Genomic DNA, 26,279 nt, shown 5'->3' on the forward strand with positions numbered 1-26,279 from the left:
GGCCCTCACCCCAGCCGCGCCATCTCCTGCGCCACCACCGCCACGGTATGCCTGATCTGCTCTTCCGTATGCTCGCAAGACACAAAAAACCGCACCCGCGCCGAATGCTCCGGCACCGCCGGGTACAGGATCGGCTGGGCATTGATGCCACGCTCGAACAGGGCGCTGGACAAACGGCCGGCCTTGAACGAACTGCCGGTAATCACCGGGATCACCGCCAACCCGGTACTGGTCGCCGTGTCCAACCCAGCTTCACGCGCCAGGCGCAGGAACAGCTCCCCTCGCGCCTGCACTTGCGCTACCCGCTCGCTGTCTGCAGCCAGCAGCTTCAACGCTGCCAACGCAGAGGCCGTGACCGCCGGCGGCATGCCAACACTGTACAAGAAGCCCGGCGCCAGAAACTTCAGGTGCTCGATCAGTGCCGTGCGGCCCGCAATGTACCCGCCGCAACTGGCCAGGGTCTTGCTCAAGGTCCCCATCCAGATGTCGACGTCATCGCCAGCCAACCCATAGTGCTCGCGAATACCTTTGCCCGTCGCCCCCATCACCCCCAGCGAATGAGCTTCATCCACCATGAGGAAAACCTTGTGCTTATGCTTGAGCTCGACGAACCGGGGTAGCTCGGGGTAGTCGCCGTCCATGCTGTAGATGCCTTCCACCACCACCAGCACCCGCTCGAAGTGCTGGCGTTGCTCGCCCAGCAGGCGGTCCAGTGCCTGCCAGTCGTTGTGGGCAAAACTCAGACGGCGAGCACCGGACAGCTGGATACCCTGCAGCACGCTGTTGTGAATCAGCTCGTCATGCACCACCAGGTCGCGTGGCCCGAACAGGTAACCGATGGTGGTGACGTTGGTGGCGTGGCCGCTGACCATCACCACCGCATCGTCCACCTCGTACAGGCGCGCCAGTTCGCGCTCCAGCTCACGGTGCAGCGGGCGGTCGCCAGAAACCGGGCGGCTGGCCGACACCGAGGTGCCGTAGCGGTCGATCGCCGCCTTGGCCGCTTCGGCCACGGTCGGGTGGCCGGAGTAGCCCAGGTAGTTGTAACTGGCAAAGTTGAGAAACTCGCGCTCGCCAATCTGCGTCTGGGCACCGGCGGTGCCCTGGTGCATACGGAAGAACGGGTTGCTCACGCCCAACTGCATGGCGCTTTGCTGGATTACCCGCAGTTGCTGGTACCCCGGGTGCAGATCAAAGCGATAGTGCGCTTCGGGCACCTTCAGGGCAGCCTGCTGTACCTGCTCCAGGGTGGCGCCCTGCTCGCCCTCGGCAGCCACATGGCGGCGCCGGGCGAGGGCTTGCTGGATCAGGCGTTGCTTGGCATCGCCACCAAGGCCGGTCGGGGTTCTGGCTGTCATCTGGCACTCTTAATCAATCAATCGGTTGGGTGCCGCGTTGCTGTCGGCCAAGGCTGCGTTCAACTGCGCCAACTCTTCGGCACTGTGCTCGCTGCCATGGCGGGCAAGCACATTCTGCGCCAGTTGCTCTTCGCCGCTGCCCGCTTCACCGCGCAGCAGCTCCAGCAAGCGTGCGGCAAGCTTGTCGATGCTGGAGCTGTCACTCAGCTCCATCACCGGCAGGCGAATACCGAAACGCTCCTCCAGCGCCACCACCAACTCGACGCTCATCAACGAATCGAGCCCCATTTCCTGCAGCGGGCGCTGGGCATCCAGGCGTGCTGGCGGCAGGCGCAAAATCTCGCACACCTCGTGCTTGAGCATGTCTACGAAGCGTTCGAGCAGTTCGCCATCGTCAAGCTCCTCCAGCATGCGCTGGATGTCTTCACCGCCACCTTCATCCTCATGATCGCCGCCATAGGCACGGGCCAGTTCGCTGAAGCGCGGCGTAGTGGCGCTCGGCAGGAAGCGCGCCAGGGCCTTGAAGTCCAGTTCCAGCACGCCATGGCCGTTATCACCCTGCAACAGCATGGCCTCGAGCTGTGCCAAGGCGGCCTCGGCCCGCAGCGCCGAGCCCCCCATGCGGCTCTGCAGGGCGTCCTTGATCTGGCTGTTGCGCGCCAGGAAACCGACATCGTCGATGGCGCCCCACAGCACGGCGGTGGCTGCCTGGCCCTGCGCACGACGGTGCCGCGCAAGGGCTTCGAGCCAGTGGTTGGCCGCCACGTAGTTGGCCTGGCCGGGGTTGCCGAACAAGGTGGTGGCCGAGGAGAACATCACGAAGAAGTCCAGCGCCAGGCCCTGGGTCAGCTCATGCAGGTACTGCGCGCCCTTGGCCTTGGGTTCCAGCACGCGACGCAACTGGTCGCCGTCAAGGTTACGGATCAGGCTGTCGTCAATCACCGTCGCGGCATGCACCAGGCCACGCAGTGGCCATGGGCTGGCGCCGATGCGATCGAACACCCCGCGCAGTTGCTCACGGTCGGTGATGTCGCACGCCACGGCCTGCACATCGATACCTTGGGCGTGCCACAACGCCAGCTGCGGTTGGGCCTCTTCACTGGCCGGGCCACGACGGCCCAGCAACACCAGGTGACGGGCACCTTTGTCGATCAGCCACTGCGCAGTTCGCAGGCCAAAGCCACCCAGGCCGCCGGTGACCAGGTAGCTGGCATCGGCGGCAAGCTGCAATGCCCGCACCGGCTGCACGCGGGTGTCGACGGTTTGCTGGATAGGGTTGGCGTACGTCACCACGACTTTGCCAATCTGCCGCGCCTGCTGCATGTAACGGTAGGCTTCGACCACCTGGTTGGCGTCGAACTCGCGGAACGGCAACGGATGCAGGATGCCCTGCTCGAACAGTTCCATCATTTCGGCGAACAGGCGGCGGGTGAGCGCAGGGCGCTCGCTCATCAGCTGGTCAGCGTCGATACCGAAATAGCTGATGTTGTTGCGGAACGGGCGCAAGCCGATACGGGTGTTCTGGTAGAAGTCGCGCTTGCCCAGCTCCAGGAAGCGACCAAACGGCTTCAGCACCTGCAGGTTGCGGTTGATGGCCTCACCGGCCAGCGAATTGAGCACCACGTCCACGCCACGCCCACCGGTCGCCGCCAGCACCTGGTCGGCATAAGCCAGCGAACGGGAGTCGTAGATGTGGCTGACGCCCAGCAGGCGCAGGAAGTCGCGCTTCTCGTCGCTGCCTGCGGTGGCGTGAATTTCTGCGCCCAGCCATTTGGCGATCTGGATGGCAGCAATGCCCACGCCACCGGCAGCGCCGTGGATCAGCACCTTCTCGCCCGGCTCCAGGCGCGCCAGGTGATGCAGCGCGTAGTAAACGGTGAAGAAGGTACTCGGAATGGTCGCCGCCGCCTCGAACGACATCCCTTCGGGGATGCGTGCAACGGCGTTGGCGTTGGTGACCAGGCGGTTGGCGAAGCTGCACGGGCCAAAGCCCACCACACGGTCACCCGGGGCGAAGTCGCCCACTGCCTCGGCGCCTTTGCCCTGCACCACACCGGCAAATTCGAAGCCCAAGGTAGGGCCGGAGAAGCCGTTTTCGATGGCTTCATCCGACAGCAGGCCGAGGGCGAACATCACGTCACGGAAGTTAAGGCCCGTCGCGCGCACCTGAATGTCCAGCTCATCCGCCGCCGGTTGACGCGGCTCACGCACTTCCCAGCGCAGGTTGCGCAGCTGGCCCGGCAGGTCGAAGCCCAGGCACACCCACTGCGCATCGCCCACTGCGCGGCGCGGCTGGTCGGCCAGCACGCGCAGGCGCGGCACGTAGCGACGGCCTTCGGCGTCCAGGGCCAGCTCGGTTTCGCTGTCGGCGTGCAGCAACGCAGGTACCGCCAGCTCGACCGCTGCCGCGTGGGCCAGATCGAGCAGGCGAATACGACAGTTCGGGGATTCGTTGGCCAGGGTACGGCCAAAGCCCCACAACGCCGCGTCGCCGATGGCCGCAACGTCAGCGGCGGTGTCGACGCTGTGCAGGTGCTCGGCAGCGCCACGGCTGAACAGCCAGCACTGCGGGGCGATCGCCAGCGACTCACAGGCCTGCACCAGCGCGGCTGCTTGCATGCAGCGCTCGGCCTGGCCATCGAGGCCTATGCCGCTGTCGAAACCGGCCAGGTGCAGCACATGCTCAGGGGGCTGGGCAAAGGCGCCAAGCTGAGCCGCCAGCGCCTGGGCGTCACCCGGCTGCAACAGGTCAACCTGCTGGCCCTGGGCGCGCAGTTGCTCTGCCAGGCGCAGAGCAGCGCCCTGCCCGGCTTCGGCGAGTACGGCCCAGCGCTGCACGCCCACGGGTGCGGCAGTGTCGGCACCGGCGGGCTTGTCCGCCAGCAACAGGTAGCTACCACAGGCGTTACCCGGCAACGCTTCCAGCGTGCGCAACGCGGTCAGGCCATGCCGCTGCAGCTCATGGCTCCAGAACGCCGGGCCTTGCTGGCGCGACAACGCCTGCTGCGGGCCGGCCAGCCACCAGTCTGGCTGGGCACCGAAGACGAAATCGGCCCAGCGCGCCGGGTACTGCCCAAGCAGCGCCAACTGGCCGTGCGGGTTGAGCCGGCCACTGGCCAGGCGCAGGGCGTCACCCACGGTACCAAGGGGGCCAAAGTCGGTAGGCACCAGCACCCAGTCGAACGTACCGGCGTCGGCCAGTTGCTCCAGGCCAAGCACCTCCAGCGCCGGGCAATCGTCACGCAGACGCTGCTCAAGCTCAGGCTCGGCGACGCAGTAGGCATAATCGAGGCGATCGAAATCCAGGCCGGCGTACAACAGCTCGGCAAACGAAGCGCCACCGAAGCCGAATTCCAGTACACGCAGGCGCTGGCCGGGCGGCAGTTGCGCCAGGCGCGCGGCCAAGGTCTGGCCAATGCCGCTGAGCAGGTGCTGCTGCCCTGCCGCACCCAGCACCAGGCGCGCCAGGCTGGCACCGCTGGTTTCGCGCGGTTGCAGGGTGTCGAAGGCCTGGCTGCCATCCAGCAACGCCGACAGATGCCGGCCGATACGGCCTACGGAATGGATAATCTGGAAGTACTCGGGGTAGCTCTTGAACAGCTCTTGCCAGATAGCCTGCGAGGTCGGGCGCTCGCCCTGGTCGACCAGTTGCCAGCTGCCGTCCGCGCTACGCTGCAGGCTGCCGTCGTGCTCGGCATGGCGCAACAGCATCGCCAGGAAGTCGCCCTGGCCCTGCGACCACTGCGCGACCTGCTCGGCACTGATGCGGCCGCCGGCCTGCTCCACCGCATCGAGGACAAAGCTGTTGCACAGCACATCCAGCAGTGGCTCCACTTCATTCAGGTAACGCACCTGTGCCGGCTCGTCGGCCAGGCACTGCAAGGCCTCGACCAGCGGCGAGCAGGCCACGGAGTTACGCTGCACAGGCACAACCGCGCCTGGCGCGGCCTGCCCCACATGGCCCATACGCTTGATGTCGCCACTGCGGTCGTACTGCAGGCGCACGGCACGCATGCGCGCATCCTTGATCGCCAGCACGGCAGCGCCGCTGGCATCGAACAGGGTGAAGTCGACCAGCAGCGAATGCGCGGTGCGCTTGCGCTGACGCACCTCGGCCAGCACCGGCACACCGCCGGCATTGGTAAAGGCAATGCGCCCAAGCTTGACGGGGATGAACGCCAGGCCATCGTCATGCCCCTGGCGGCTGGCCAGCAGCTCGGTAATCAGCTGGAAGGCACCATCCAGCAAAGCCGGGTGCAGGTGCAGGCTGGCCAGTTCGTGTTCGATGGCAGCAGGCACGACCAACTGAGCCAACACGCGCTCCCCTTCCACCCAGGCTGCGGCCACGGTCTGGTAAGCGGGGCCGTAGTTCAGGCCAACCGCGCAGGTCATTGCCAGGTGCTGCTCGCCGGTGAAGTCTGCCGGGCGGGCTGGCAACGCCGGTGCCCGGGTGTCCAGCAGCACACCGCGCGCTTCGCCCGGCAAGCGTGCGACCACGTGCTGTACCCAGTCTTCGCGTTGCATCAACGTGCGCGAGCTGATGCGCAATGTGCCATCGGCCTCTTCCACCTGCACGCGCACTTTCTTGCTGACCTCGCTGCTCAGCAGCAGAGGGTTGTGGATTTCCAGCTCTTCGATATCGACGAACTCGCCCGGTTGGTGCAGTTGCGCCACGGCCAGGGCCAGCTCGGTAAAGCCTGCACCCGGGAACAGTACCGACTCACCCACCTTGTGGTCGGCCAGGGTCGGGTACTGCTGGGTATCCAGGCGGTTTTCCCAGGTCAGCGCCTGGTCCGTTACCGGGTAACCCAGCAACGGGTGCACGCGCTCGTGGCTCAGCGGGCCATAGGCCTCGGCAGTGACCGGCAAGCTGAAATGGTCGTGCTGCCAGGCATAGTTAGGCAGGCGCAGCGGGCGCCCGGTCACCGGGAAGCGTGCCTGCCACTGTGGCTCGACGGCGGCAATCTGCAGGCGGGCTACGGTACGTTCCAGCAGCAGCGGGCTGTGGTCGTTGCGCTTGAGGGTGCCAATCACCTGCCCCGGTTGTTCGCACTCAACCAGCACATCGTTGACGTAGCTGCGCAGGATCGCATGCGGGCCCACTTCGACGAACAGGTTAAGGCCATTGCGCACCAAGGCAGCCAGCGCGCCCTGGAACAGCACCGGGAAGCGAATGTTCTGCCACCAGTACTGGCTGTCCAGGCGTTCGCCGTTCAACTGGCCACCGACGACAGTGGAGTAGAAGGGGATCTTCGTAGCCTGCGGGCGGATATGCGCGAGGTCGTCGATAACCGCTTGCTTGATCGGGTCCATGGCCGGCGAGTGGAAGGCGTAGTCCAGGTCCAGGCGACGGGCGAATACCTGGCGCTCTTCCAGGGCCGCCTCCAGCAGTGCCAGGGCGTCAACCTCACCGGCCACAGTGGCGCCGCGGGCGCTGTTCTCGCCCGCCACCACCAGGCGGCCATCCAGTTTCAGTTTGGCAATGAGTTGCGCCGTGGCCTCACCCGAGAGGCCGACCGCCGTCATCTTCCCGGTACCACGGGTCAGGCCCTGCAGGCGGCTGCGGTGGTAGATGACCTGGGTGGCGTCCTCCAGGCTCAACGCGCCGCTGGCCCAGGCCGCCGCCACTTCACCCACACTGTGGCCGATCACCGCCACCGGGTGGATGCCTTCGGCAGCCAGCACTTTGGTAACCGCCACTTGCAGGGCAAACAGCGCAGGCTGGGCGATTTCGGTACGTGCATAACGGCCTTCGCCGTTGTCACCCAGCAGCTCGGCGCGCAGCGAGTAGCCCGCCAAGGGCTGGAACAACGCGTCCACTTCATCCACGGCGGCAGCGAACAGCGGCTGGTCGAGCATCGCCCGGCCCATGCCCTGCCATTGCGAGCCGTTGCCGGAATAGACAAATACCGGTGCCGAGGCGCCGTCCAGGGCCTGGCCGGCCTCCAGCACTGCGCTCAGTTCGCTGAGGGTCGGGTCCTGGGCATAGTCGTCCAGCGCCTGGGCGGCTTCGGCCGCGTTGTCGCAAACCAGCAGCAGGCGGTGGCTGTGTGCATCACGGCGGAACATCGCCTGGTAGGCCACATCGTAATAGTCGGCCTGAGGCTGCCCGGCCAGGTAGGTGGCAAAGCGCTCTGCGGTTGCGCGCAGGCCTTGTTCGCTCTTGGCACTGAGCAGTAACGGCACGCGCCGGGCGCTGCCCGCTTGCGCTGCCGGCGCCTGTGGCTCGGGGCTTTGCAGGATGACATGGGCGTTGGCGCCGCCAAAGCCGAACGAGTTCACCCCTACGGTCAACTGGCCTTCGGCCTTCAGCGGCAGGGGCTCGGTGACCACCTGCAGGTTGAGGTCGGCGAACGCGATATTCGGGTTGAGCGCCTGCACGCCAATGGTAGCGGGCACGGTGCGCTCGGCCAGGCAGTTCAGTGCCTTCATCAGGCCGGCCACGCCAGAGGCGGCTTCAAGGTGCCCGAGGTTGCTCTTCACCGAGCCGATTGGCAGCGGGTTGCCGGCGCCGCGCGCCTGGCCCAGTGCCTCGCCGATGGCGCGGGTTTCGATCGGGTCTCCCACGGCGGTACCGGTACCGTGGGCTTCCAGGTAGTCCAATTGCTCGGGGGCGATGCCGGCCTGGGCGTAAGCGCGCTTGAGCAACGCCGCCTGGGCCTCGGCATTGGGCAGGGTCAGGCTGGACTTGCGCCCGTCGGTGTTCACCGCACTGGCCGCCACCACCGCCAAAATGGTGTTTCCGTCGGCCACTGCCTGGTCGTAGTCCTTGAGCAGGAACAACCCGCCGCCTTCGGAGCGGGCGTAACCGTCGCCGTTTTCGTCGAACGACTGGCAGCGCCCGGTGCGCGACAGCATGGTCGCCTTGGCGAAGATCATGAAGCCGAACGGGTGCATGTGCAGGCTGATACCGCCCGTCACGGCTTGGTCGACATCACCGCTGAGGATGGCCTGGCACGCCTGGTGGAAGGCCACCAGCGACGACGAGCAGGCGGTGTCGATGGCCATGCTCGGGCCACGCAGGTCGTAGAAGAACGACAGGCGGTTGGCCGCGATACTCATGGTGTTGCCGGTCGCCGTGGCGCCATCGATGGCCGACAGGTCCTCGAGCAGGCGGTAGGACTGCTCGACACCGGCGATGCCCAGGTACACGCCGCAGTTGCTGCCACGCAGGCTGGACGGCTTGACCCCGGCGTTTTCGAAGGTTTCCCAGCACATTTCCAGCAGCATGCGCTGCTGCGGGTCCATCATCGCGGCTTCACGCGGCGAGATGCTGAAGAAGCCAGCGTCGAAAGCGCTGATATCACCCAGGGTGCCTGAGGCGAAGGTGTAGCTGGTTGCAGGGCTGGCCTTGTCCGGGTGCTGGAACTCGCGTTTGTTCCAACGCGACGGGTCAACCTGGGTCACCAGGTCGCGGCCCTCCATCAGGTTTTGCCAGAAGCCTGCATTGGAAGAGCCAGGAAAACGGTACGCACAACCAACAATTGCAACCTTTCTACGCTTGATCAAAACCTATTCCTTCAAATCTCATCGGGCACCGTCCCATCCGTCGGACAGCCGGCATGCCTGGCCTGGCCACGAAACTGGCCATTCGTTATATGTCACTGATGATTGTCTGGGTACCTGAAACTGCCATGCACGCAGGGGGCGCAAGACTCATGGTCTGGAACTGGCGTGGGAATGTTCAGATTTGTGTATGCGGATGATACGCGGGTTGCCGGGGTGGGAAAACCCTGGGGTGAGGGATGGTTCACGTATCGGCGTAGGAGCGGGTTTACCCGCGAATACGGTGGCGCCGGCAACGATGAACGGCGGGTGAGAACTGGCCAGCAGGGCCCAGTCCCTTCGCGGGTTGAGCCGCCCGTGGATTGGCGGCTGCGCCCCACCGAGGTTGTTACCTCAATAAACCGTGCCTTGAATCAAACGCAGCAGATACTGGCCATAACCGTTCTTGGCCAGCGGTGCTGCCAGCGTTTCCAACTGTTGGGCATCGATCCACCCCTGCCGGAATGCCACCTCTTCCGGGCATGCAACCTTCAGCCCTTGCCGCCGCTCGATCGTCGCGATATACCCGCTTGCCTCAAGCAACGAGTCATGCGTCCCGGTATCCAGCCAGGCATACCCGCGCCCCATGATCTCTACCGACAAACGGTGCTGCTCCAGGTACGCGCGGTTCACGTCGGTAATCTCCAGCTCACCACGCGCGGATGGCCGAATGCTTTTGGCAATCTCGATCACGTCGTTGTCGTAGAAGTACAACCCGGTCACGGCATAGTTGGACTTGGGTTTGGCCGGTTTCTCTTCCAGGCTGATGGCATTACCTTGCCCGTCGAATTCGACCACGCCATAACGCTCGGGGTCTTGCACGTGATAGGCGAACACACTGGCGCTGCCCTGGCGGTCCATCGCGTTGCGCAGCAACTGCTGGAAGTCGTGGCCGTAATAGATGTTGTCACCCAGCACCAGCGCGGTGGGGGCGTTGCCGAGGAAGTCTTCGCCAATCAGGAACGCCTGGGCCAGGCCGTCCGGAGATGGCTGCACGGCGTAGGTGATGTTGATGCCCCAGCGGTGGCCGTTGCCCAGCAACTGCTCGAAGCGCGGGGTGTCTTGCGGGGTGGAGATGATCAGGATGTCATGAATGCCCGCCAGCATCAGTGTGGTCAGCGGGTAATAGATCATCGGCTTGTCGTACACCGGCAGCAGTTGCTTGGAAATTGCCAGGGTCGCCGGGTGCAGGCGGGTACCCGACCCACCCGCCAGAATGATGCCTTTACGCTTCATAGTGGTCCTTTCTCGTGGATTTCCGTCAGCATGCGAGCCACACCCAGGCGCCAGTCTGGCAGGGTCAGGGCAAAGGCCTTCTGCAGTTTATGGGTATCGAGACGCGAGTTGGCCGGCCGCATGGCCGCCGTCGGGTAGGCCTCCGTGGTCAAGGGGGTGACGTGTTCGGCATGAGCTTTCAGCGGCACGCCATGGACCGCCGCTTGCTCCAGTACGTAACGGGCATAGCCGCACCAGGTGGTTTCACCCTCAGCGGCCAGGTGGTACAGGCCAGCCAGGGATGGGTTGCGGCGCGTGGCGACAATGGCGTGGGCGGTGATGTCGGCGATCAGTTCTGCCCCCGTCGGGGCACCGTGCTGGTCATCGATCACGCCCAGGCTGTCACGCTCCGCAGCCAGGCGCAGCATGGTTTTGGCGAAATTGTTGCCGCGTGCGGCATACACCCAGCAGGTGCGGAAAATCAGGTGCTGGCAACCGGCAGCCTGGATCGCTTGCTCGCCGGCCAGCTTGCTGGCGCCATAGGTATTCAGTGGGTCAACGGCATCGTCTTCGCGCCAGGGCTGGGTGCCCTGCCCCGGGAACACATAGTCGGTAGAGTAATGTACCAGTAGCGCGCCACATTCGGCGGCAGCGCGGGCCAGCACGCCGACGGCGTCGGCGTTTACCTTGAAGGCTTGCTCACGGTCACTCTCGGCCTTGTCCACGGCAGTGTAGGCCGCCGCATTGACGATGACATCGGGGGCATAGACACGGACAGTTTCGGCCAGGCCCGGCAAGTTGGCCAGGTCGCCACAGTACGCCTGGCTGCGAGCGTTCAGCGCCAGCAACTGCCCCAGTGGGGCCAGGCTGCGTTGCAGTTCCCATCCTACCTGACCGTCCTTACCCAGCAGCAGCACCTTCATGCAGAACGCCCTGCGTAGTTTTTTTCTACCCAGTCGCGGTAACTGCCAGACTGCACGTTCTGCACCCAGTCCTGGTTGTCGAGGTACCAGGTCACGGTTTTGCGGATGCCGGTTTCGAACGTTTCCGCAGGCTTCCAGCCAAGCTCCTGCTCCAGCTTGCGGGCATCGATGGCGTAACGGCGGTCGTGACCTGGACGGTCGCTTACATAGGTGATCTGTTCGGCGTAGGGCTTGCCGTCGGCGCGTGGGCGCAGTTCGTCCAGCAGCGCGCATACGCGGTTGACGATGTCCAGGTTGGGCTTTTCATTCCAACCGCCGACGTTGTAAACCTCACCAGCTTTGCCGGCCTCCAGTACGCGGCGGATGGCGCTGCAGTGGTCCTTTACGTACAACCAGTCGCGAATCTGCTGACCGTCGCCATACACCGGCAGCGGCTTGCCGGCCAGGGCGTTGACGATCATCAGCGGGATGAGCTTTTCCGGGAAGTGATAAGGGCCGTAATTGTTCGAGCAATTGGTGGTCAGCACCGGCAGGCCGTAGGTGTGGTAGTACGAACGCACCAAGTGGTCGCTGGCAGCCTTGCTGGCCGAGTACGGGCTGTTAGGCTGGTACTGGTGGGTTTCAGTGAAAGCCGGTTCGTCGGCAGTCAGAGAGCCATAGACTTCGTCGGTAGACACATGCAGGAAGCGGAATGCCTGCCGCGCCGGCTCATCAAGGCCGCCCCAGTATGCACGCGCGGCTTCCAGCAACTGGAACGTGCCGACGACGTTGGTTTCGATGAAGGCTTGCGGGCCATGGATCGAGCGGTCGACGTGGGACTCGGCGGCAAAGTTGATGATGGCACGGGGCTGATGGGCATTCAGTAATTCCGCGACCAGCCGGCTATCGGCAATGTCGCCGTGCACGAAGATATGGCGCTTGTCGCCCTGCAGGCTGCTCAGGGTCTGCAGGTTGCCTGCATAGGTGAGTTTGTCCAGGTTGACCACGGGTTCGTCATAGCCGGCCAGCCAGTCCAAAACGAAGTTCGCCCCGATAAAGCCTGCACCGCCGGTTACCAAAATGGTCATGTTTGTCTGCTTCCGTTGTCAGGGTCTGCGCTTCCACTTTCAGGATTCTAGCCTGTCGGCGGTTGATTCGAGAGCGAAGACGATGGCAACGTGATATTCAGGCTGGAATGGCGGAGATACAGGGGCCGCGCTGCGGCCCTGTGGAAGCAGGATTACCTGCAAAGCAAGGTCAAGGCTCCAGGCGCCGCTGCTGGTAAATCCAGTCGACAATCTCGCCTTCCGGCGAATAGCCGCTCACGGTTTCACGCAGCAACTGCCGTACCCGCACAAAGTCATCAACCGCCGCTGCCGCCATCAGCTGCCGCAGGAACTCCTTGAGCGTATCCCAGGGCAGGAAGTCTTCGTTGGCACTCATGATCATCGGGTGACGGGTCGCAATGACGTTATCGCCAATCAGCAACTCTTCATACAGCTTTTCCCCCGGGCGCAACCCGGTGAACTCGATGGCAATATCACCCATCGGGTTACGCTCGGAGCGCACACTGAAGCCAGACAGGTGAATCATCTTCTCGGCCAGTTCCACAATTTTCACCGGCTCGCCCATGTCCAGCACGAACACATCGCCCCCCTTGCCCATGGAGCCGGCCTGAATTACCAGCTGCGCGGCCTCGGGAATGGTCATGAAGTAGCGGGTGATCTTGGGGTGGGTGACGGTGAGCGGGCCGCCCGCCTTGATCTGCTTGTGGAACAGCGGAATCACCGACCCCGATGAGCCCAGCACGTTACCGAAGCGCACCATGGTGAAGCGGGTCTTGTTCACCTGTGAAACGTTGCTGCTGTCGCCAAACAGCACCGGCGCCACTTCGCGGCTCAGCGCCTGCAGGGTCATCTCGGCCAGGCGTTTGGTGCTGCCCATCACATTGGTCGGGCGCACGGCCTTGTCGGTGGAAATCAGCACGAAGTTGGCAACCCCAGCCTGCAACGCGGCCTGGGCAGTGTGCAGTGTGCCGATGACATTATTCATCAGGCCTTCGGTGATGTTGTGCTCCACCATCGGCACGTGCTTATAGGCGGCTGCGTGATAGACAGTGTCGACGTGCCAGGTGCGCATGATGTCCAGAAGCTGGGACTGGTTGCGCACCGAGCCCAGGATGGGTATCAGGCTGACCGTAAGGGATTCACGGGCAACGCGCTGCTCCAGCTCGGAGAGGATGCTGTAGAGGTTGAATTCACTGTGGTCGAACAACAGCAGGGTTTTTGGCCCCTGGCCCAATATCTGCCGGCACAGTTCCGAGCCGATGGAGCCGCCGGCACCGGTTACCAGTACGATCTGATCGACGATGCAGCGCTCCAGCAGGTCAGCCTGTGCCGGGACGGCATCGCGACCCAATAGGTCGGCAATATCTACTTCCTGGATGTCGTCCACCTTTACTTTACCGCTGGCCAGGTCCAGGAAGCTGGGAATACTGCGCACGTGCAGCGGGTAGCCTTCAAGGAAGTTAAGGATTTCGCGACGGCGAGTGCGGGTAGAGGACGGTATGGCTAGCAGGATTTCCTGCGCTCCCGTGGCATCGATCATGTCCTGTAATTGGTCGGGGCGGTAGACCTGCAAGCCGGCAATCACCCGGTCGGTGATGCTGGGGTCATCGTCGATGAAGGCAACCGGGCGCAGGGCCTTGTCAGACCGCAGGGCGGCAGCAAGCTGATTGCCAGCACCACCGGCGCCGTAGATGGCCACCCGCGGCAGGCCATCGCCACGGCCATTACTGGCAAAAGGTACGTGCTGCACAGCCGCGGCGAACCAGTCACCCAAGAAATACTGCCGCATGGCCAGGCGAAGACCGCCGATCATGATCAGGCTCAACCACCAGTAATTGAAGGTGATGGACCGTGGCACAACATTCTGGTGGTTGCTAGCCCAGTAGATGATGAAGCCGAGAATGAGCGCCGAGAGTGTCACGGCCTTGATGATGGCGATCAAGGCGTCGTTACCGAAATATCTCATCACCGCACGGTACAAACCGAAGCGAATGAACAACGGAATAGACACCAACGGAGCAGTGAGGAACAGCCACGCATGGTCGATTATGGGGTTAGCCATCTCTTCAATGCCTAGACGGACCACAAAAGCGAGCCAGAGCGCCACCCATATCAGCAGCACATCAGTAGACAATTGCAGCATCCGTTTCTGGCGCCGCGTAAGCTGTAGAAGCCAACTGCGCATCTTGTTATCGCCTCCTGGTCTCATAGATAGTCAGGCCTCCCGCCGTCCGGCGTTAAACTTTGCCGCCAGTACACATAGCGGCGCATAGGCGATCAGTAGACCGCCAGCTCCGTTAAGAAGCCCCGATCCCACCAGTAACGCGAGTGGTGTCAGCCAGAATACATTGATCAACAGCACAGTGAGAGTGACTACTCTGTGGCTTTTGTAGTGCCTGGCCGCATACTGATAGCCGTGGCTGCGATGTGCCTCGTGGACCTTCTCCCCACGCAGGAGCCTTCGAATCAGGGTCCAGGTTGCATCAACAACGAATACTCCTAGCAGTATTAGCCAACTCCAGAAAAAAGCAGGCGAAATCCAAGCAGCCTGCAGGGCCAGTAGCCCCATCATGATCCCGAGGAAACCACTGCCGGCATCGCCCATGAAAATCTTTGCTGGAGGGAAGTTCCAGATCCAGAAACCTGCCACTGCGGCCAGCAACAAGCCGCTAAGCCACAGTTGCGATGCCTGTCCGCCCAGCCAACAGAGCAATGCGCCACCGATGCATGCCGTCACGGCCTGGCCACTGGCCAAGCCATCAATTCCATCCATGAAATTGTTCAAATTGAGTAACCAGACCAGATACACGGTCGCAAGAACATTTCCCACCCATCCCAGATCTAAAACCGTTCCAAAGAGCTCGAGGGGGGGAGCACCAGCCATCCAGAACAAGCCCCAGGCCGCGGCAGAAAAATGCCCGAGCAATCGCCAGCGTGCAGGCACATGACCATGGTCATCAAGAAACCCTATCAGTGCTGCGGTCAGACCTGCCCCGAAAAGCCCTACTGCCAGAGCGCCAGGCAAAACTCCCACGATTCCGAGTACTACCAACCCTAAAAGGAACGACAACACAATAGCAACGCCACCACCACGAGGCGTGGGCACGGTGTGGGAACTGCGTGCATTCGGCACATCTATCATGCTCGCCGAGAGCGCATAGCGACGAAGGGCGGCGGTCAGAAAATATGAAAGAACTGCGGTAATGGGTAATAGCAACCAAAGGCTCATTTGGATTCCTGCTCACGATAGGCTTTGACAGTTCGCTTCAATTCATCAGATACCGAAGACTGCGGCTGCCAACCGAGCAACCGTCTGTTTTTTTCAATGTCTATCGTCAGCGAGCCACACAGTCGGCGAAATTCTGCCTTTTTCCCAACCAACGCCGCCAGACCCATCAAAAGTGACACCGGGAAAGGTATCAAACGGGACGATTTACCTAGCGCGCCTGCTACTTTCGATAACAGAGCTGGCGTCGACAGATCCTGGCCATCTGACACCAGAAATATCTGGTTTCCAGCATTTGGGTGTTCAATGCAATGAATCAGGAAGGAAATAAGGTTACTCAAGCCCACCAGGCTTCTGCTGTTGTGCACTGACGCCAAAGGCAACGGTATACCTCGATCCATCCATTTGACCATCTTAAGGAAATTCGCCTTGACCCCTGGACCGTAGATCAGTGGCGGTCGAACAATCACGACATCCATTGCGCTCTCGGCTGCCAAGGCCAGCAAACCCTGCTCAGCCTCCCACTTGGATATACCGTAGGGATCAGTAGGTGAACAGTTGTCCTGCGCATTGAAAGGAGCTTCGCTCGTTTCCTCACCATTAACCTTGATGGAGCTCAAGTAGATAAATCGACGGACACCAGCACTCGCGGCCTGGCGGGCGAGTGCAAGCGTTCCATCAACATTCACGCGACGAAAAGCAGCCAAGGGATCGTTCGTAGTTTCAGTCATTACGTGAACACGCGCCGCGCAATGTACGACTACATCAATCTTTTCCAGCGCAGCCTTCCAATCAGTCTCGCCGTTGATAGAAGGCACACATACCGCGTCTACCAGAGTGCTGATCGCTTCAGGCCTCTCACGGTACTGTGCGACTACATCAAAACGCCCCGCCTCTATAAGCCCGTTCAACAGCGCGCGCCCCACAAAACCGGTGGATCCCGTCACCAGAATGCGCTCACCGGCTGACAGCTCTGCTGAATGACTCACTTGTAAAATCCTTCATACTGTTGGATTAAAAGCGCTGAGCAGTGCCTAGAATCGAAGTCCCTTCTCGCGCGCTCTCTTGCCTTTGTGGACATGCTAATCAGCCGCTGGGGGTGCGACAGTAGAGCATCAATCGCATCGGATAAAGCCCCGGGGTTACGGACAGGCACCAATAGCCCGGTTTCGCCATTGACGACAGCATCATTGAGGCCATAGATATCCGTTCCAACTGTTGGAAGGCCCATCGCTGCCGCTTCGATCACTACCGTACCGAACCCTTCCCGGTAGCTTGGCAAACAGAGCAAATCGGCCGCTGCCATAAATTTTTCAGGCGCTTCCTGTAGGCCCAGCACCTTTACATAAGCGGTCCCCGCTGCAAAATGAGACTCGACAACCTCTCGCCCTTCAGCCTCATAAGGCCCGACCAGCACGAGAAAAAGGTCAGCATGCAGTGCCCTCAGCGTGGTGAAAGCCTCCATGAGTTCACCTATACCCTTTTCAGGAGTGACCCTCCCAACAAAGAGAAGAACTTTGGCATCCTGAGGAATTTCGAGTTCGTTTCTGGTCTGCGCAATCACCTCCGGTGAAAAACGCTGACAGTCAAATCGCTCCATATCAACACCCGCCAGTGAACCGAAGCCAATCACTGACACTTTCTCTTGTGGAATCACACCTTCTTGAACGAGAAACTCTCGCTGACTGACACTGTCGGCGAAGTTGTGGGTATTTAATCTGGCGATTAGCGCGTCGCAAAATTTTAGCAGGTGCTTTTTGAACCCTTTCATGGTTACCCAAGGCTGGCCTGTGAAGGTGTGCAAACGTATCTTGACACCTGCGATCCGCCCAGCAATAGCCGCTAGCAGTCCTGCTTTAGGCGTCGTGGAGTGAACGATGTCATAACCCTGCTTCCTGAACAAGATGATAAGCTTTATCAGGCTCCGCAAATCCTTCAGCGGGCTGATTTCACGGGCTATCTCGACAGGTATAAAATTCAGATCCTTCCTTGACTGAAGCACTCCACTCATGTCGTCGTTACTGGCGATCACGTCGACCTCTGCTCCCGCTTCATTTAGCGCTCGCAATTGAGCGCTAAGCTGCGTAACCACAAAAAACGGGACAGTAGAAATCCGTGCTACCCGCAAACCCTTAATTGACATACTGTTAGATTCCAATGCGCCAGTCACAGATAAAATTACCCAATAGCCTTCAATTCATAATTCCATTATTTTTGGATCACTTCACATATATGCAAGGGGACGCTGTATTTAGGCGTAAAATTCAAATCGTTGCGTATTTTATCCGCAGGATAAGAAGTTTTATTTACTAGGGCATCTACTCGACTTTGTGTTAACGGCAAACGCATCATGTTCCCAGCAAGCCAAACAGCCACTCTGACTAGCCACTCCGGCAACCACCATTGCGGCGCTTGAACACCTTGACAATCTGCAAGTGCCTCGACCACGTCCCTCAGCCTGCAATCATTGGATAAGTTGTAGATTTGCCTCGCTGCACGTGGCTCACTCGAACAACAGGCAAGGGCTGCTGCAACGTCATTCGCATGAATGTAAGTGGCAATCGCTTCTTCGCGCCCAACGTAGAAGAACATCTTTTTACAAATGATCCTGGCCAACTGACGAATGGAACCATTGGGCATGTCACAAGCAAACACATTGGACGGTCGAAGTATTACCCAGTCACCCGAGTCTCCCTGCAATGCAGCATGAGACATGATCAGCTTGTCCGCATCGGTCTTGGTAATCTCGTACATTCCTTGAGGATTAGGTGCGGACTGCTCGGTGACCACTCGTCTTTTGCCCGCCGCTGGACCATACGCGCCAACACTGCTCAATTGCACCCAGCGAACGTGAGGCGCTCCCCGGCCCCTGCGGCCAAGAGCATCGAGTAGGCGCTTCACCGCGCTGACATGCAAAGCGGGCATTAATTGCTCATTCTTGATTTCACCCGCACAATTGATGATCACATCACAGCCATCTACAAGACGTTCAACGTCCAGCGTATCACTCGTGAGATCACCCACTAGCACTTCCAGTTTTTCACTGGATGCTTTCCCGGGCTTACGGGTCAACATTCGAATCGAGTGCGCTTGCTCGGCGAGGACCGTCATCAAGCGCCCCCCAATGAAGCCATTTGCGCCCAATACTAGGATTTTCAAGTTCCCGCTCCTATCACAACCTTGCGACACCAACTTACAGGCCGCCGAGTGCATCCAGTAAATGATAAGGCAAAAAAGGGCTAGGACCCTGCCCCATTTCCTGGAGATAGTTCCTATAACTAGCCACCATTGACAAGACCCCAACTGCCGATAGCCCTATTTTTATCGCCCAGTCCAAGGAGCGCTCATTATCGTTATACGCCACCAGAACAGCTAACGGCAGCGAGAACGACAACAAATCGAGAAATCGCAACCCAGCATAACTAATGCTTGCTAACACAAAAAATGCGATTGTCAAAACAGTAGTAAGAATCACTAATTTCATTTTGTCGCTGCGCGGCATGCGCGAAGCCGCAACCGCCATGAGCATGACTGCAATGACCACCACCTTACTCATGCCAGAAAACTTTCCAGGCGATGAAACTGAACTGTAAGCACTGAGCTTCATCAGGAAGTAATCACTTTTAAGGATCAGCAGTAACGCCACGCACACTGCAAAACCAAGGACGGCGATCGCACTGCTCCAGCGCGCCCACGGGACGCGCAACATCATCAGATAGGCGACGTTAAAAATCGAGGAGTAATGAAACCCCAAAGCGATCAACGAAAAACCTACTCGTCTTGAGTAACGAATCCGTCGAGCATATTGGAATGCTAAAAGCAAAAATACACTGGCCAAACCTAACCGCAATGTGTTCATGCTGTATTGATAAATAAAGGAAGGCAAGAAACAGGACAACAAAAAAAATCGCTCATTTCCATTGGAACGTAACAAATAATAAAAAAGAACAATAAATAGCAAAAGACCAAATAATCTCACTGCGCCAACAGAAGAGCCTGTAACGCCCATGAAAATCCAGCCCAGGAAAGTAAAGGCAGGCTCAATCCCTCCCGCCAAAGGATCCAAGGTAGACAAACCCAACAACCACTCATAGGTGTTAGTATCCGTACCAACAGCACCGCGCAATACAGCCACTATCGCAACAAACAAAATCACCAAAGCCACAGGAATGCGGCTCCTGTTCTTGGTAATTTCAGAAGCAACTAGCGCCAACAGCATCATTGCCCAGCCGAAGATATAGATCATTAACGTCTTCGCACATATGAGTTTACGACACGCCGGGCAAACTTCAGCATCGACCACGACACGGCCAACAAAAATGGCAGGATTCCAATTCTCTTTTCCCGCAACAGTGCGCCATGAACACCTAATTCACCCAACTCCATAGACCATAACTGCCCGCTCAAACCAGAATCCCCATAAACAGGCTTAAAGGTCTTGACCAACGGAAAATCCATATTGCAACACACACCACCCTTAAAAAGGATATCAGACCAGAGCTGATAATCCTCACAGTAGCGCTTCCCTTGTTTAAATCGACTTTTCACGCCATGCTGCAGCATTACCGACGATGTAGTAAAGCGATTAGAAAACAGTAGCTGTCGCTTTGTTACCTGAGTACAACTCACATCCTCTATAGCCGGCTCTCGCTGCATCCCCGAAGCAAATTTTTGTCCTAACAAAGTTACTTCGGGGTGCTGCTCAAGCCAGTTGTACTGAAGTTCTACTTTTCGAGCATGCCAACAATCATCAGAGTCTAAGAAGGCCACATACTTGCCGCTCGCCTGTGCCCAGCCTGCATTGCGTGCGTTCCCTGGCCCACCATTCCGAGGCAGTTTAATCACTTTTATCCAACCTGCCGGGTATTTTTGCTGCTCGGCATACAGTTGTTCAAGCGTATCATCTGGGCTACAGTCATCAACCAAAATTACTTCGATCGGTCTTAGGGTTTGCGTAAACACCGATTCGACCGCACGCGAAATTGATGCTTTGCTCCGATAGCAAGGAACAATTACACTGACAGAAGCCTTTGTCACTGCGAACCACCTTTTCCAGCACCATTAAAGATAATGCACTGCAACCACAGAGACATCGCAGTCAAACCTTCAACTCTTGCTGAATATACTCCAACCTCAACAAAGTCTCCTTGATTTCTTCGATGGACAGCAGCGTTGTATTATGAGAGGTGTAGTCATCAAGCTGAGAGACCACCTGCTCGCCATCAGAAGCATACTTCTCATAGTTCAGATCGCGATTGTCGGCAGGGATCCGATAGTACCGCCCCATGTCCTCAGCTTTAGCCATCTCTTCGCGAGATATCAATGATTCGTAGAGCTTTTCGCCGTGCCGTGTACCAATCACCTTGACTTCACTGCTTGATACAAAGAGCTGCTTGAGCGCTTCCGCCAAATCTCCCACTGTCGAAGCGGGTGCTTTCTGAACAAAAATATCACCTTGCTGGGAGTGTTCAAACGCGTGCAAAACCAGATCGACCGAGTCCTCTAATGACATCAGAAAACGGGTCATATTGGGGTCTGTGACCGTCAACGCCTGCCCGCTCTTAAGCTGATTCACAAATAGCGGAATCACTGACCCGCGGGAAGCCATGACATTGCCGTAACGAGTGGCACATATAACAGTGGGTGAAGTATCGGGAATCATCCGAGATTTCGCGATTACCAACTTTTCAGCAAGAGCCTTGGAAATACCCATCGCATTTATGGGATAAACCGCTTTATCCGTACTCAAAACAACGACGCGCTTGACTTTACACTCAACCGCCGCATTGAGAACATTTTCAGTCCCCATGACATTGGTTTTCACGGCCTCCATTGGAAAAAACTCACACGATGGAACTTGCTTTAGTGCTGCTGCGTGAAATATATAATCCACGCCCATCATGGCCTGTATAAGGCTGCCGTAATCCCGAACGTCGCCAATATAAAACTTTACCTTGTCATTACCCAAGGCGATACGCATGTCTTCTTGTTTTTTTTCATCGCGACTGAATATTCTTATTTCTTTAACATCAGTATCCAGAAAGCGCTTTAGCACTGTATTACCGAACGATCCAGTGCCACCGGTAATCATCAATACTTTATTTTTGAACATATATTTGCCCTGATAACTCTATTTAAAGTCGCGCATGCTAGATATCAAATCATCCCAACAGGGAGGCACATATCCGACAGCTTCTCGGAAACGTGTCGAATCGAGAGACCGGTCAATGACTACCTCATCATCGGCTGTAATAGTGATAGCCTTACCATAAATCCTCGCGACCTTTCTTAACAGCGAATACTTATCAATAGCATCAGCTGACACATGATAAAGGCCGCTTAATTCAGCATTAGGCAAGACGAGATTGCCGATGATCCGGCCTAATTCAACGGTGGGCAAACCTGAAAAAATCGCTCGCTGATAACCCTTCACAGGACCTGTTTGCGACAAGAACCAGTCAATGAGTGATTTGCTACTGCTCAGCTCATGACCAATAATGGAAGTCCTAAGTGTAATTGCATTGGTCGCATCAGTGACCTCCCCAATATACTTCGACTTACCATAAAGGTCCTCTGCATCAGACGGGTCTGACTCAATGTACATCCCTCGAGTTCCGGCGTACACGCAATCCGTACTAATATGAACTAGACGAGCGCCAATCAAACTGGCTATTTTTTGCAACCGGTGGGGTAGCAAAGAATTGATCGGCAGTACAGCAAGCGGATCGTTTGCAGTTGCCAGTTGCTTTATTAAACCGGTGCAATTGATTATTACGTCAGGACGGTGCTGATTAAACAGTGCTAAAATCTCATCCTGGTTAAGCACATCGATACCCACCTGAATGCGCACCTGCTCAGCCGGTGAGAAAAATCGTAACACTCCCGCACTACGGACGGTACCACACACGTCGTAGCGTGGATCAGACGCCAGATGCCTGAATACCGCGCTACCTAACATCCCGGACGCACCGAGCACCATGATTTTCATTGTCATTCTCCCTGATCAGGAAAGCGTATACGGTCACGTCATCTGAGTCCAGCAAGATGCCGTCGAAAAACTACCAAGCCTACTGCGCACAACGCTGCCGAAGAAAGACACGTCACGACCAAGACAGCCAAACCGCTGCTTAACCAAATTGAACATAGGAAAAAAATTCCGTTCGCCAGTGCGGTAGTGAAAAGCACCGCTATCAGACAGGTCCTATATGCGCTCTTTAACCAAGGAAAGCGACGGCATGTGAAATATGCAGTACATGCAAGTGAAAACAAATTGTAAAGCACCCAAGTGTACCCTCCGCCGACCGCTCCAAAGTGAGCCACCAGAGTGGGTAACGCCAACAGCATGACGGGCACTGCCACCAAATTCAAGCGAAAAGACAGTGAAGTCCAACTGGCCGCTAACTGCAGCGCAAAGGGAATAATTAATAGAGATTGTAATGCCGTACCAACCAATAACCACGGCAACACGATCGCCATTCCGTTTGCAAGGAACGGCTCAAACAGCATAAGTAGAACGGGCTGAGCAAACCAAAATACCGCGCTACACATAATTGTCATGACAAGGGAGAACAAAACCAGTGCAGCACGAAATATTTTTTCTATTACGTCAAACTGACCAAGCCGCAAGTTACTTGAAAATCTCGGAAACAAAACAGCATTAAAAGCTGTCGAGAATATGTAGGGAAATCCAGCGACCGTGCTCGCCAGACTGTAATAGGCATACTCTTCCAAGCCAAGCTTACCACTCATGAATACCTTATCGTATTGCACCGTTATCAGCGAGGTCAGTGAGATGAGAAAAACCCCTCGACTAAAAGCAATTCCGTGCTTCAGATATTTAAAGTGGACCCTGGCTCGCCCGAGAACTCCGTGCTTTTTCAACACCAAGAGCAAGGAAACGACATAAACAAATTGCACCACTACCTGAACTATAAAATAGCCAACCACACTATCAAGACGCGAAACCTCGCTAACAACCAGAAGCACGCCCAGCGTCCGCATTATGGAGTACGGAATATAAATCTTATTTAACGACTGCTGTAGCTCATGGCCGACAAATACTCCCTGCAACAACATCACCGGGAGATTCAATCCAATAAATATAGCCATACAATACAAACAATATAGTGCTTGCTGCTCAGCAATCACGGTGAGCTTCAGCCAACTTGACACAAGCATGGGTGAAGCCATCACAATCACTAACGCCGCCACCAATCCCATTAAGGTGAACACCAGCAAATAGGTATTGATGAGCGCGAAAATGGGACGATGTGAGCGCCCGATTAATCGTGAGCCTCTGATACTCGCCAAGCGCTGTATTACACTACTGGTAAGCCCTCCCTCGAGCACCATCAGTACCATCAGAAGCGTGGTGAAGAAACCGACCAACCCCACCGCTTCGGCCCCCAATACATGTGCTGCCACAGGCAGGGAAGCCAAGCTCGCCAACGCATAGATCAATTTTCCAGAAAAACTGGCAAGCAATAGCGATGATAGGTTAGGTATCTTCATGGCTGCACAATCACTCACTACCCTGAGCGCTTGCTGACGATGACCCGCTTTGTGCAGAGCCTGACAAGCTCAAAGGCAGTCGCTGATCCAAGGCCTGCCGGGCGAGATACACGTCTTCAACCACAGCTACTACTTCTCGACCATTACTAGCCTTGGGCTTCAAAACGCGTTTAAACCTGGCAAGCGCATACTTGCAGGCGACAGAGAACAGTTCCGAAACGATCCGGGCAGTACCGACTTCGGTGCATCCGCCTTGCTTAGCAGCACGCCGCGCCGAGAGCACCTCCTTTGCATAATCCCGATGATGGAAAAGACATAAAGCATAAAGCCGAGCCAGATTAAACTGGGCTTGACGGTTTTTATCACCTAAGCCATCAAGGGTGGCCCAAGCAGCGTGGGCCCAGACAGTCTCCACACTGAAAAACATAGGCAACTCAGGCGGCCAACGTAGATCGGTGAACGGCTTCATGTGTGGATCGCTTTTAAGATCTCCCTTGTGCTTCCCCATAGCACTGCGCCCGCTATTGCTGCCTCCACCACCGCCCGGCATGGTAAAGGGAAAGTCTATGAGTGAGTATGTTTTACCTATCAGAGATAGCGAGATGGATGCTGACATGTCCGGGCTAGTTCCATAGAAGATCTTGCCGCTACGCTGCCGAAGCTCATCCAGAAGGCAGCGTTTGACCAATCCGTGATAAAGCTTGGGTAACGCATCAGTTCCCTGACAAGCCTCATGCAGTGCAATATCCAAACGTGTTTTCACGTCATACTGCGTGCATCCACCGGAAAAATCGTCCAAGTAAATGCGCCCGGCATGCGCGGCGCCATAGAACCTGGTTCGAAAGTCAGGCCAGTAGTAAAACGCTTTTACCTGTGGCGTCAGCATTTCGATCGCCTCAGATTTCGCGAACTCGGCTGCTTCGATGATTCTCGCGGAGACTGTGTCGTCGTCCCCGATCAGACATACGTATTCGCCTTCTGCCAGCTCAATCGCACGCTCATGATTCTCAGTCATGGAAAGACGATTTTTCCAATGTACGTACACCAAACGCGAATCTGTCTGAGCGACCGCCCAAGCCGCGAGAGCACAGTCATCATTGCTGGTGTCATGCACAACGATCTGCAGCCGGTCGCTTTTAATTTCCAGCAGGCTTTTCACGCAAGGGATCGCATACTTTGAGCGGTTATGGGTTGGCACTACCACTGAGACTAGATATCGCTCACTCATTTTCAATCGAACCCTTAAAAAATTTGATCATTGCTTCAGTCTGGTGAGTCATTCCATGACGCTTGACTTTATGGAATACGATAACTTACTGCACCGGCCAATCGGCTACTGGCTACGTGCGCAAACGCGCTTGACGGAAACGCCAAGCCTCACGAACAAGAGCAATAAAAATCCCTAGAAACAAGCCCGCAAACATCCCGACAGCCACCAGCAATGCCTTCCTTGGTTTAATCGGCCTCTCTGGTATCTCGACGACACCATCCTGACGATACACCGAAAATTGATCAGGACTAACCTTCAAAGATCGATAGACGGCCACTCGCTCTTCACGCTCGCGGAGGTTTTTGACGAATGGATCATCAGATGAGCGTGTCTTGAGATTCTGAATTTCCGACTCCAGGGCCTTGCTCCCTCGCATGTACATTAGCGACCCATTCATACCTGCAGAAACTTCAGACGAAAGATTATTTTCAATAATTGGCGGTTTTTCCAAACCAATTGACTTTGATATTTTCAAGGCTTCTGTCAGTTGGGCAATGCGGTCATCCCGCTCAAGCTTGGCTTTCGCCCGCGCAGAATCTATAGATTGCTGAATGTTATCAGCTTCTACTTTAAAGTCAGACGCCACCCTTTCCATCAACTCTTTTTTTGATTGCTCACCCGCCATCTCCGCATAGCGCACAGCCCAATCAGCGGCTTGTTTAGGATCCTCCGCCAACACTGTTACTGTTGCATATTGCTCTGACTGATTGATACCAACCAAAAACTGAGCATTAAACTTTGCATAAAGCCCTGCTTGCGATTCACCGTCAACATTTTCAACAAGACTCGCCAAATAGACACGCTTGTAAAACATTTGACGTAAAACATTTGACTGCAAGTTTCGCAAATATACATCATTCACAAACTTTGCCGTTATTGGCACAAGAAGCCCTTTGCCATCCGACCGCCCGACATTCAGCTGATTGATATCGCTATCTAACGGAGGCTGAAGATTCAGCTTGGCTTGATAAACGGGCGTCACTGCAATCGCGTAAATAGCGAAGACCGCGACCACCACTGCAGTAACCACCAGCACCAACCAACGCTGCCGCCATACCCCCTCAGTCAAATCGAAAATATCAAATTCACGCTCTTGCTTGAAGCGCTCGAGGTCATTGCGCATTTCTTTTATTTTTCCTTGATTCCGAAAAGCTGAACAGACTACTGGTATACCAAGCAGCGCTG

17 protein-coding genes are annotated in these 26,279 nt (G+C 57.3%); all 17 read right to left on the reverse strand.

Annotated elements, in window-relative coordinates:
* Positions 1–5: 5 nt before the first annotated feature.
* Positions 6–1,358 carry an aminotransferase class I/II-fold pyridoxal phosphate-dependent enzyme gene (locus tag ACF8FB_RS20805; RefSeq protein WP_350298718.1) on the reverse strand — a complete coding sequence of 451 codons (1,353 nt, stop codon included), beginning with the start codon at positions 1,356–1,358 and terminating at the stop codon, positions 6–8.
* Between the two features lie 9 nt (positions 1,359–1,367).
* Positions 1,368–8,867: an SDR family NAD(P)-dependent oxidoreductase gene (locus tag ACF8FB_RS20810; protein WP_392511839.1), complete on the reverse strand. Its 7,500-nt coding sequence runs from the start codon at positions 8,865–8,867 to the stop codon at positions 1,368–1,370.
* A gap of 390 nt (positions 8,868–9,257) precedes the next feature.
* On the reverse strand, positions 9,258–10,139 hold the full coding sequence (rfbA, locus tag ACF8FB_RS20815) for a glucose-1-phosphate thymidylyltransferase RfbA (protein WP_350298716.1): 882 nt from the start codon (positions 10,137–10,139) through the stop codon (positions 9,258–9,260).
* On the reverse strand, positions 10,136–11,041 hold the full coding sequence (gene rfbD, locus ACF8FB_RS20820; RefSeq protein ID WP_070384210.1) for a dTDP-4-dehydrorhamnose reductase: 906 nt from the start codon (positions 11,039–11,041) through the stop codon (positions 10,136–10,138). The genes rfbA and rfbD overlap by 4 nt, the downstream gene beginning before the upstream one ends.
* Positions 11,038–12,108 carry a dTDP-glucose 4,6-dehydratase gene (gene rfbB, locus ACF8FB_RS20825; RefSeq protein WP_392511842.1) on the reverse strand — a complete coding sequence of 357 codons (1,071 nt, stop codon included), beginning with the start codon at positions 12,106–12,108 and terminating at the stop codon, positions 11,038–11,040. The genes rfbD and rfbB overlap by 4 nt, the downstream gene beginning before the upstream one ends.
* 169 nt (positions 12,109–12,277) lie before the next feature.
* Positions 12,278–14,296 (reverse strand): nucleoside-diphosphate sugar epimerase/dehydratase, encoded by a 2,019-nt coding sequence (locus ACF8FB_RS20830; protein WP_350298714.1) that lies wholly within the window; start codon positions 14,294–14,296, stop codon positions 12,278–12,280.
* Positions 14,297–14,302: 6 nt separating this feature from the next.
* Positions 14,303–15,316, reverse strand: a complete 1,014-nt coding sequence (locus ACF8FB_RS20835; protein WP_350298713.1) for a glycosyltransferase family 4 protein — start codon at positions 15,314–15,316, stop codon at positions 14,303–14,305.
* Positions 15,313–16,302 carry an SDR family oxidoreductase gene (locus ACF8FB_RS20840; protein WP_064492627.1) on the reverse strand — a complete coding sequence of 330 codons (990 nt, stop codon included), beginning with the start codon at positions 16,300–16,302 and terminating at the stop codon, positions 15,313–15,315. The genes ACF8FB_RS20835 and ACF8FB_RS20840 overlap by 4 nt, the downstream gene beginning before the upstream one ends.
* Positions 16,299–17,456, reverse strand: coding sequence for a glycosyltransferase family 4 protein (locus ACF8FB_RS20845; RefSeq protein WP_350298711.1), 1,158 nt, complete (start codon positions 17,454–17,456; stop codon positions 16,299–16,301). The genes ACF8FB_RS20840 and ACF8FB_RS20845 overlap by 4 nt, the downstream gene beginning before the upstream one ends.
* A 65-nt stretch (positions 17,457–17,521) precedes the next feature.
* Positions 17,522–18,472, reverse strand: a complete 951-nt coding sequence (locus tag ACF8FB_RS20850; protein WP_350298710.1) for an NAD-dependent epimerase/dehydratase family protein — start codon at positions 18,470–18,472, stop codon at positions 17,522–17,524.
* A gap of 34 nt (positions 18,473–18,506) precedes the next feature.
* Positions 18,507–19,559 (reverse strand): EpsG family protein, encoded by a 1,053-nt coding sequence (locus tag ACF8FB_RS20855; RefSeq protein ID WP_350298709.1) that lies wholly within the window; start codon positions 19,557–19,559, stop codon positions 18,507–18,509.
* The gene (locus ACF8FB_RS20860; RefSeq protein ID WP_350298708.1) at positions 19,559–20,350 is read right to left on the reverse strand and encodes a glycosyltransferase family 2 protein; all 792 of its coding nucleotides are present in this window, start codon (positions 20,348–20,350) and stop codon (positions 19,559–19,561) included. The genes ACF8FB_RS20855 and ACF8FB_RS20860 overlap by 1 nt, the downstream gene beginning before the upstream one ends.
* A 61-nt stretch (positions 20,351–20,411) precedes the next feature.
* Positions 20,412–21,425 (reverse strand): polysaccharide biosynthesis protein, encoded by a 1,014-nt coding sequence (locus ACF8FB_RS20865; RefSeq protein WP_392511847.1) that lies wholly within the window; start codon positions 21,423–21,425, stop codon positions 20,412–20,414.
* 18 nt (positions 21,426–21,443) lie between these two features.
* The gene (locus ACF8FB_RS20870) at positions 21,444–22,301 is read right to left on the reverse strand and encodes a dTDP-4-dehydrorhamnose reductase family protein (protein WP_392511849.1); all 858 of its coding nucleotides are present in this window, start codon (positions 22,299–22,301) and stop codon (positions 21,444–21,446) included.
* 38 nt (positions 22,302–22,339) lie between these two features.
* A complete protein-coding gene (locus ACF8FB_RS20875; protein ID WP_392511851.1) occupies positions 22,340–23,824 on the reverse strand; it encodes an oligosaccharide flippase family protein in 1,485 nt (494 codons plus the stop codon).
* Positions 23,825–23,834: 10 nt separating this feature from the next.
* Positions 23,835–25,052, reverse strand: coding sequence for a glycosyltransferase family 2 protein (locus ACF8FB_RS20880; RefSeq protein WP_392511853.1), 1,218 nt, complete (start codon positions 25,050–25,052; stop codon positions 23,835–23,837).
* A gap of 112 nt (positions 25,053–25,164) precedes the next feature.
* Positions 25,165–26,217 (reverse strand): Wzz/FepE/Etk N-terminal domain-containing protein, encoded by a 1,053-nt coding sequence (locus ACF8FB_RS20885; RefSeq protein WP_392511855.1) that lies wholly within the window; start codon positions 26,215–26,217, stop codon positions 25,165–25,167.
* Positions 26,218–26,279 lie beyond the last annotated feature (62 nt).

Source organism: Pseudomonas sp. yb_2, assembly GCF_043103905.1.
Taxonomy (GTDB): Bacteria; Pseudomonadota; Gammaproteobacteria; order Pseudomonadales; family Pseudomonadaceae; genus Aquipseudomonas; species Aquipseudomonas alloputida.

Coding starts and splice junctions, on each gene's coding strand:
- ACF8FB_RS20805 (WP_350298718.1), bottom strand. CDS start 1,358: ATGACAGCCAGAACCCCGACCGGCCTTGGTGGCGATGCCAAGCAACGC.
- rfbA (WP_350298716.1), bottom strand. CDS start 10,139: ATGAAGCGTAAAGGCATCATTCTGGCGGGTGGGTCGGGTACCCGCCTG.
- rfbD (WP_070384210.1), bottom strand. CDS start 11,041: ATGAAGGTGCTGCTGCTGGGTAAGGACGGTCAGGTAGGATGGGAACTG.
- rfbB (WP_392511842.1), bottom strand. CDS start 12,108: ATGACCATTTTGGTAACCGGCGGTGCAGGCTTTATCGGGGCGAACTTC.
- ACF8FB_RS20830 (WP_350298714.1), bottom strand. CDS start 14,296: ATGAGACCAGGAGGCGATAACAAGATGCGCAGTTGGCTTCTACAGCTT.
- ACF8FB_RS20835 (WP_350298713.1), bottom strand. CDS start 15,316: ATGAGCCTTTGGTTGCTATTACCCATTACCGCAGTTCTTTCATATTTT.
- ACF8FB_RS20845 (WP_350298711.1), bottom strand. CDS start 17,456: ATGTCAATTAAGGGTTTGCGGGTAGCACGGATTTCTACTGTCCCGTTT.
- ACF8FB_RS20855 (WP_350298709.1), bottom strand. CDS start 19,559: ATGATCTATATCTTCGGCTGGGCAATGATGCTGTTGGCGCTAGTTGCT.
- ACF8FB_RS20865 (WP_392511847.1), bottom strand. CDS start 21,425: ATGTTCAAAAATAAAGTATTGATGATTACCGGTGGCACTGGATCGTTC.
- ACF8FB_RS20870 (WP_392511849.1), bottom strand. CDS start 22,301: ATGAAAATCATGGTGCTCGGTGCGTCCGGGATGTTAGGTAGCGCGGTA.
- ACF8FB_RS20875 (WP_392511851.1), bottom strand. CDS start 23,824: ATGAAGATACCTAACCTATCATCGCTATTGCTTGCCAGTTTTTCTGGA.
- ACF8FB_RS20880 (WP_392511853.1), bottom strand. CDS start 25,052: ATGAGTGAGCGATATCTAGTCTCAGTGGTAGTGCCAACCCATAACCGC.
- ACF8FB_RS20885 (WP_392511855.1), bottom strand. CDS start 26,217: ATGCGCAATGACCTCGAGCGCTTCAAGCAAGAGCGTGAATTTGATATT.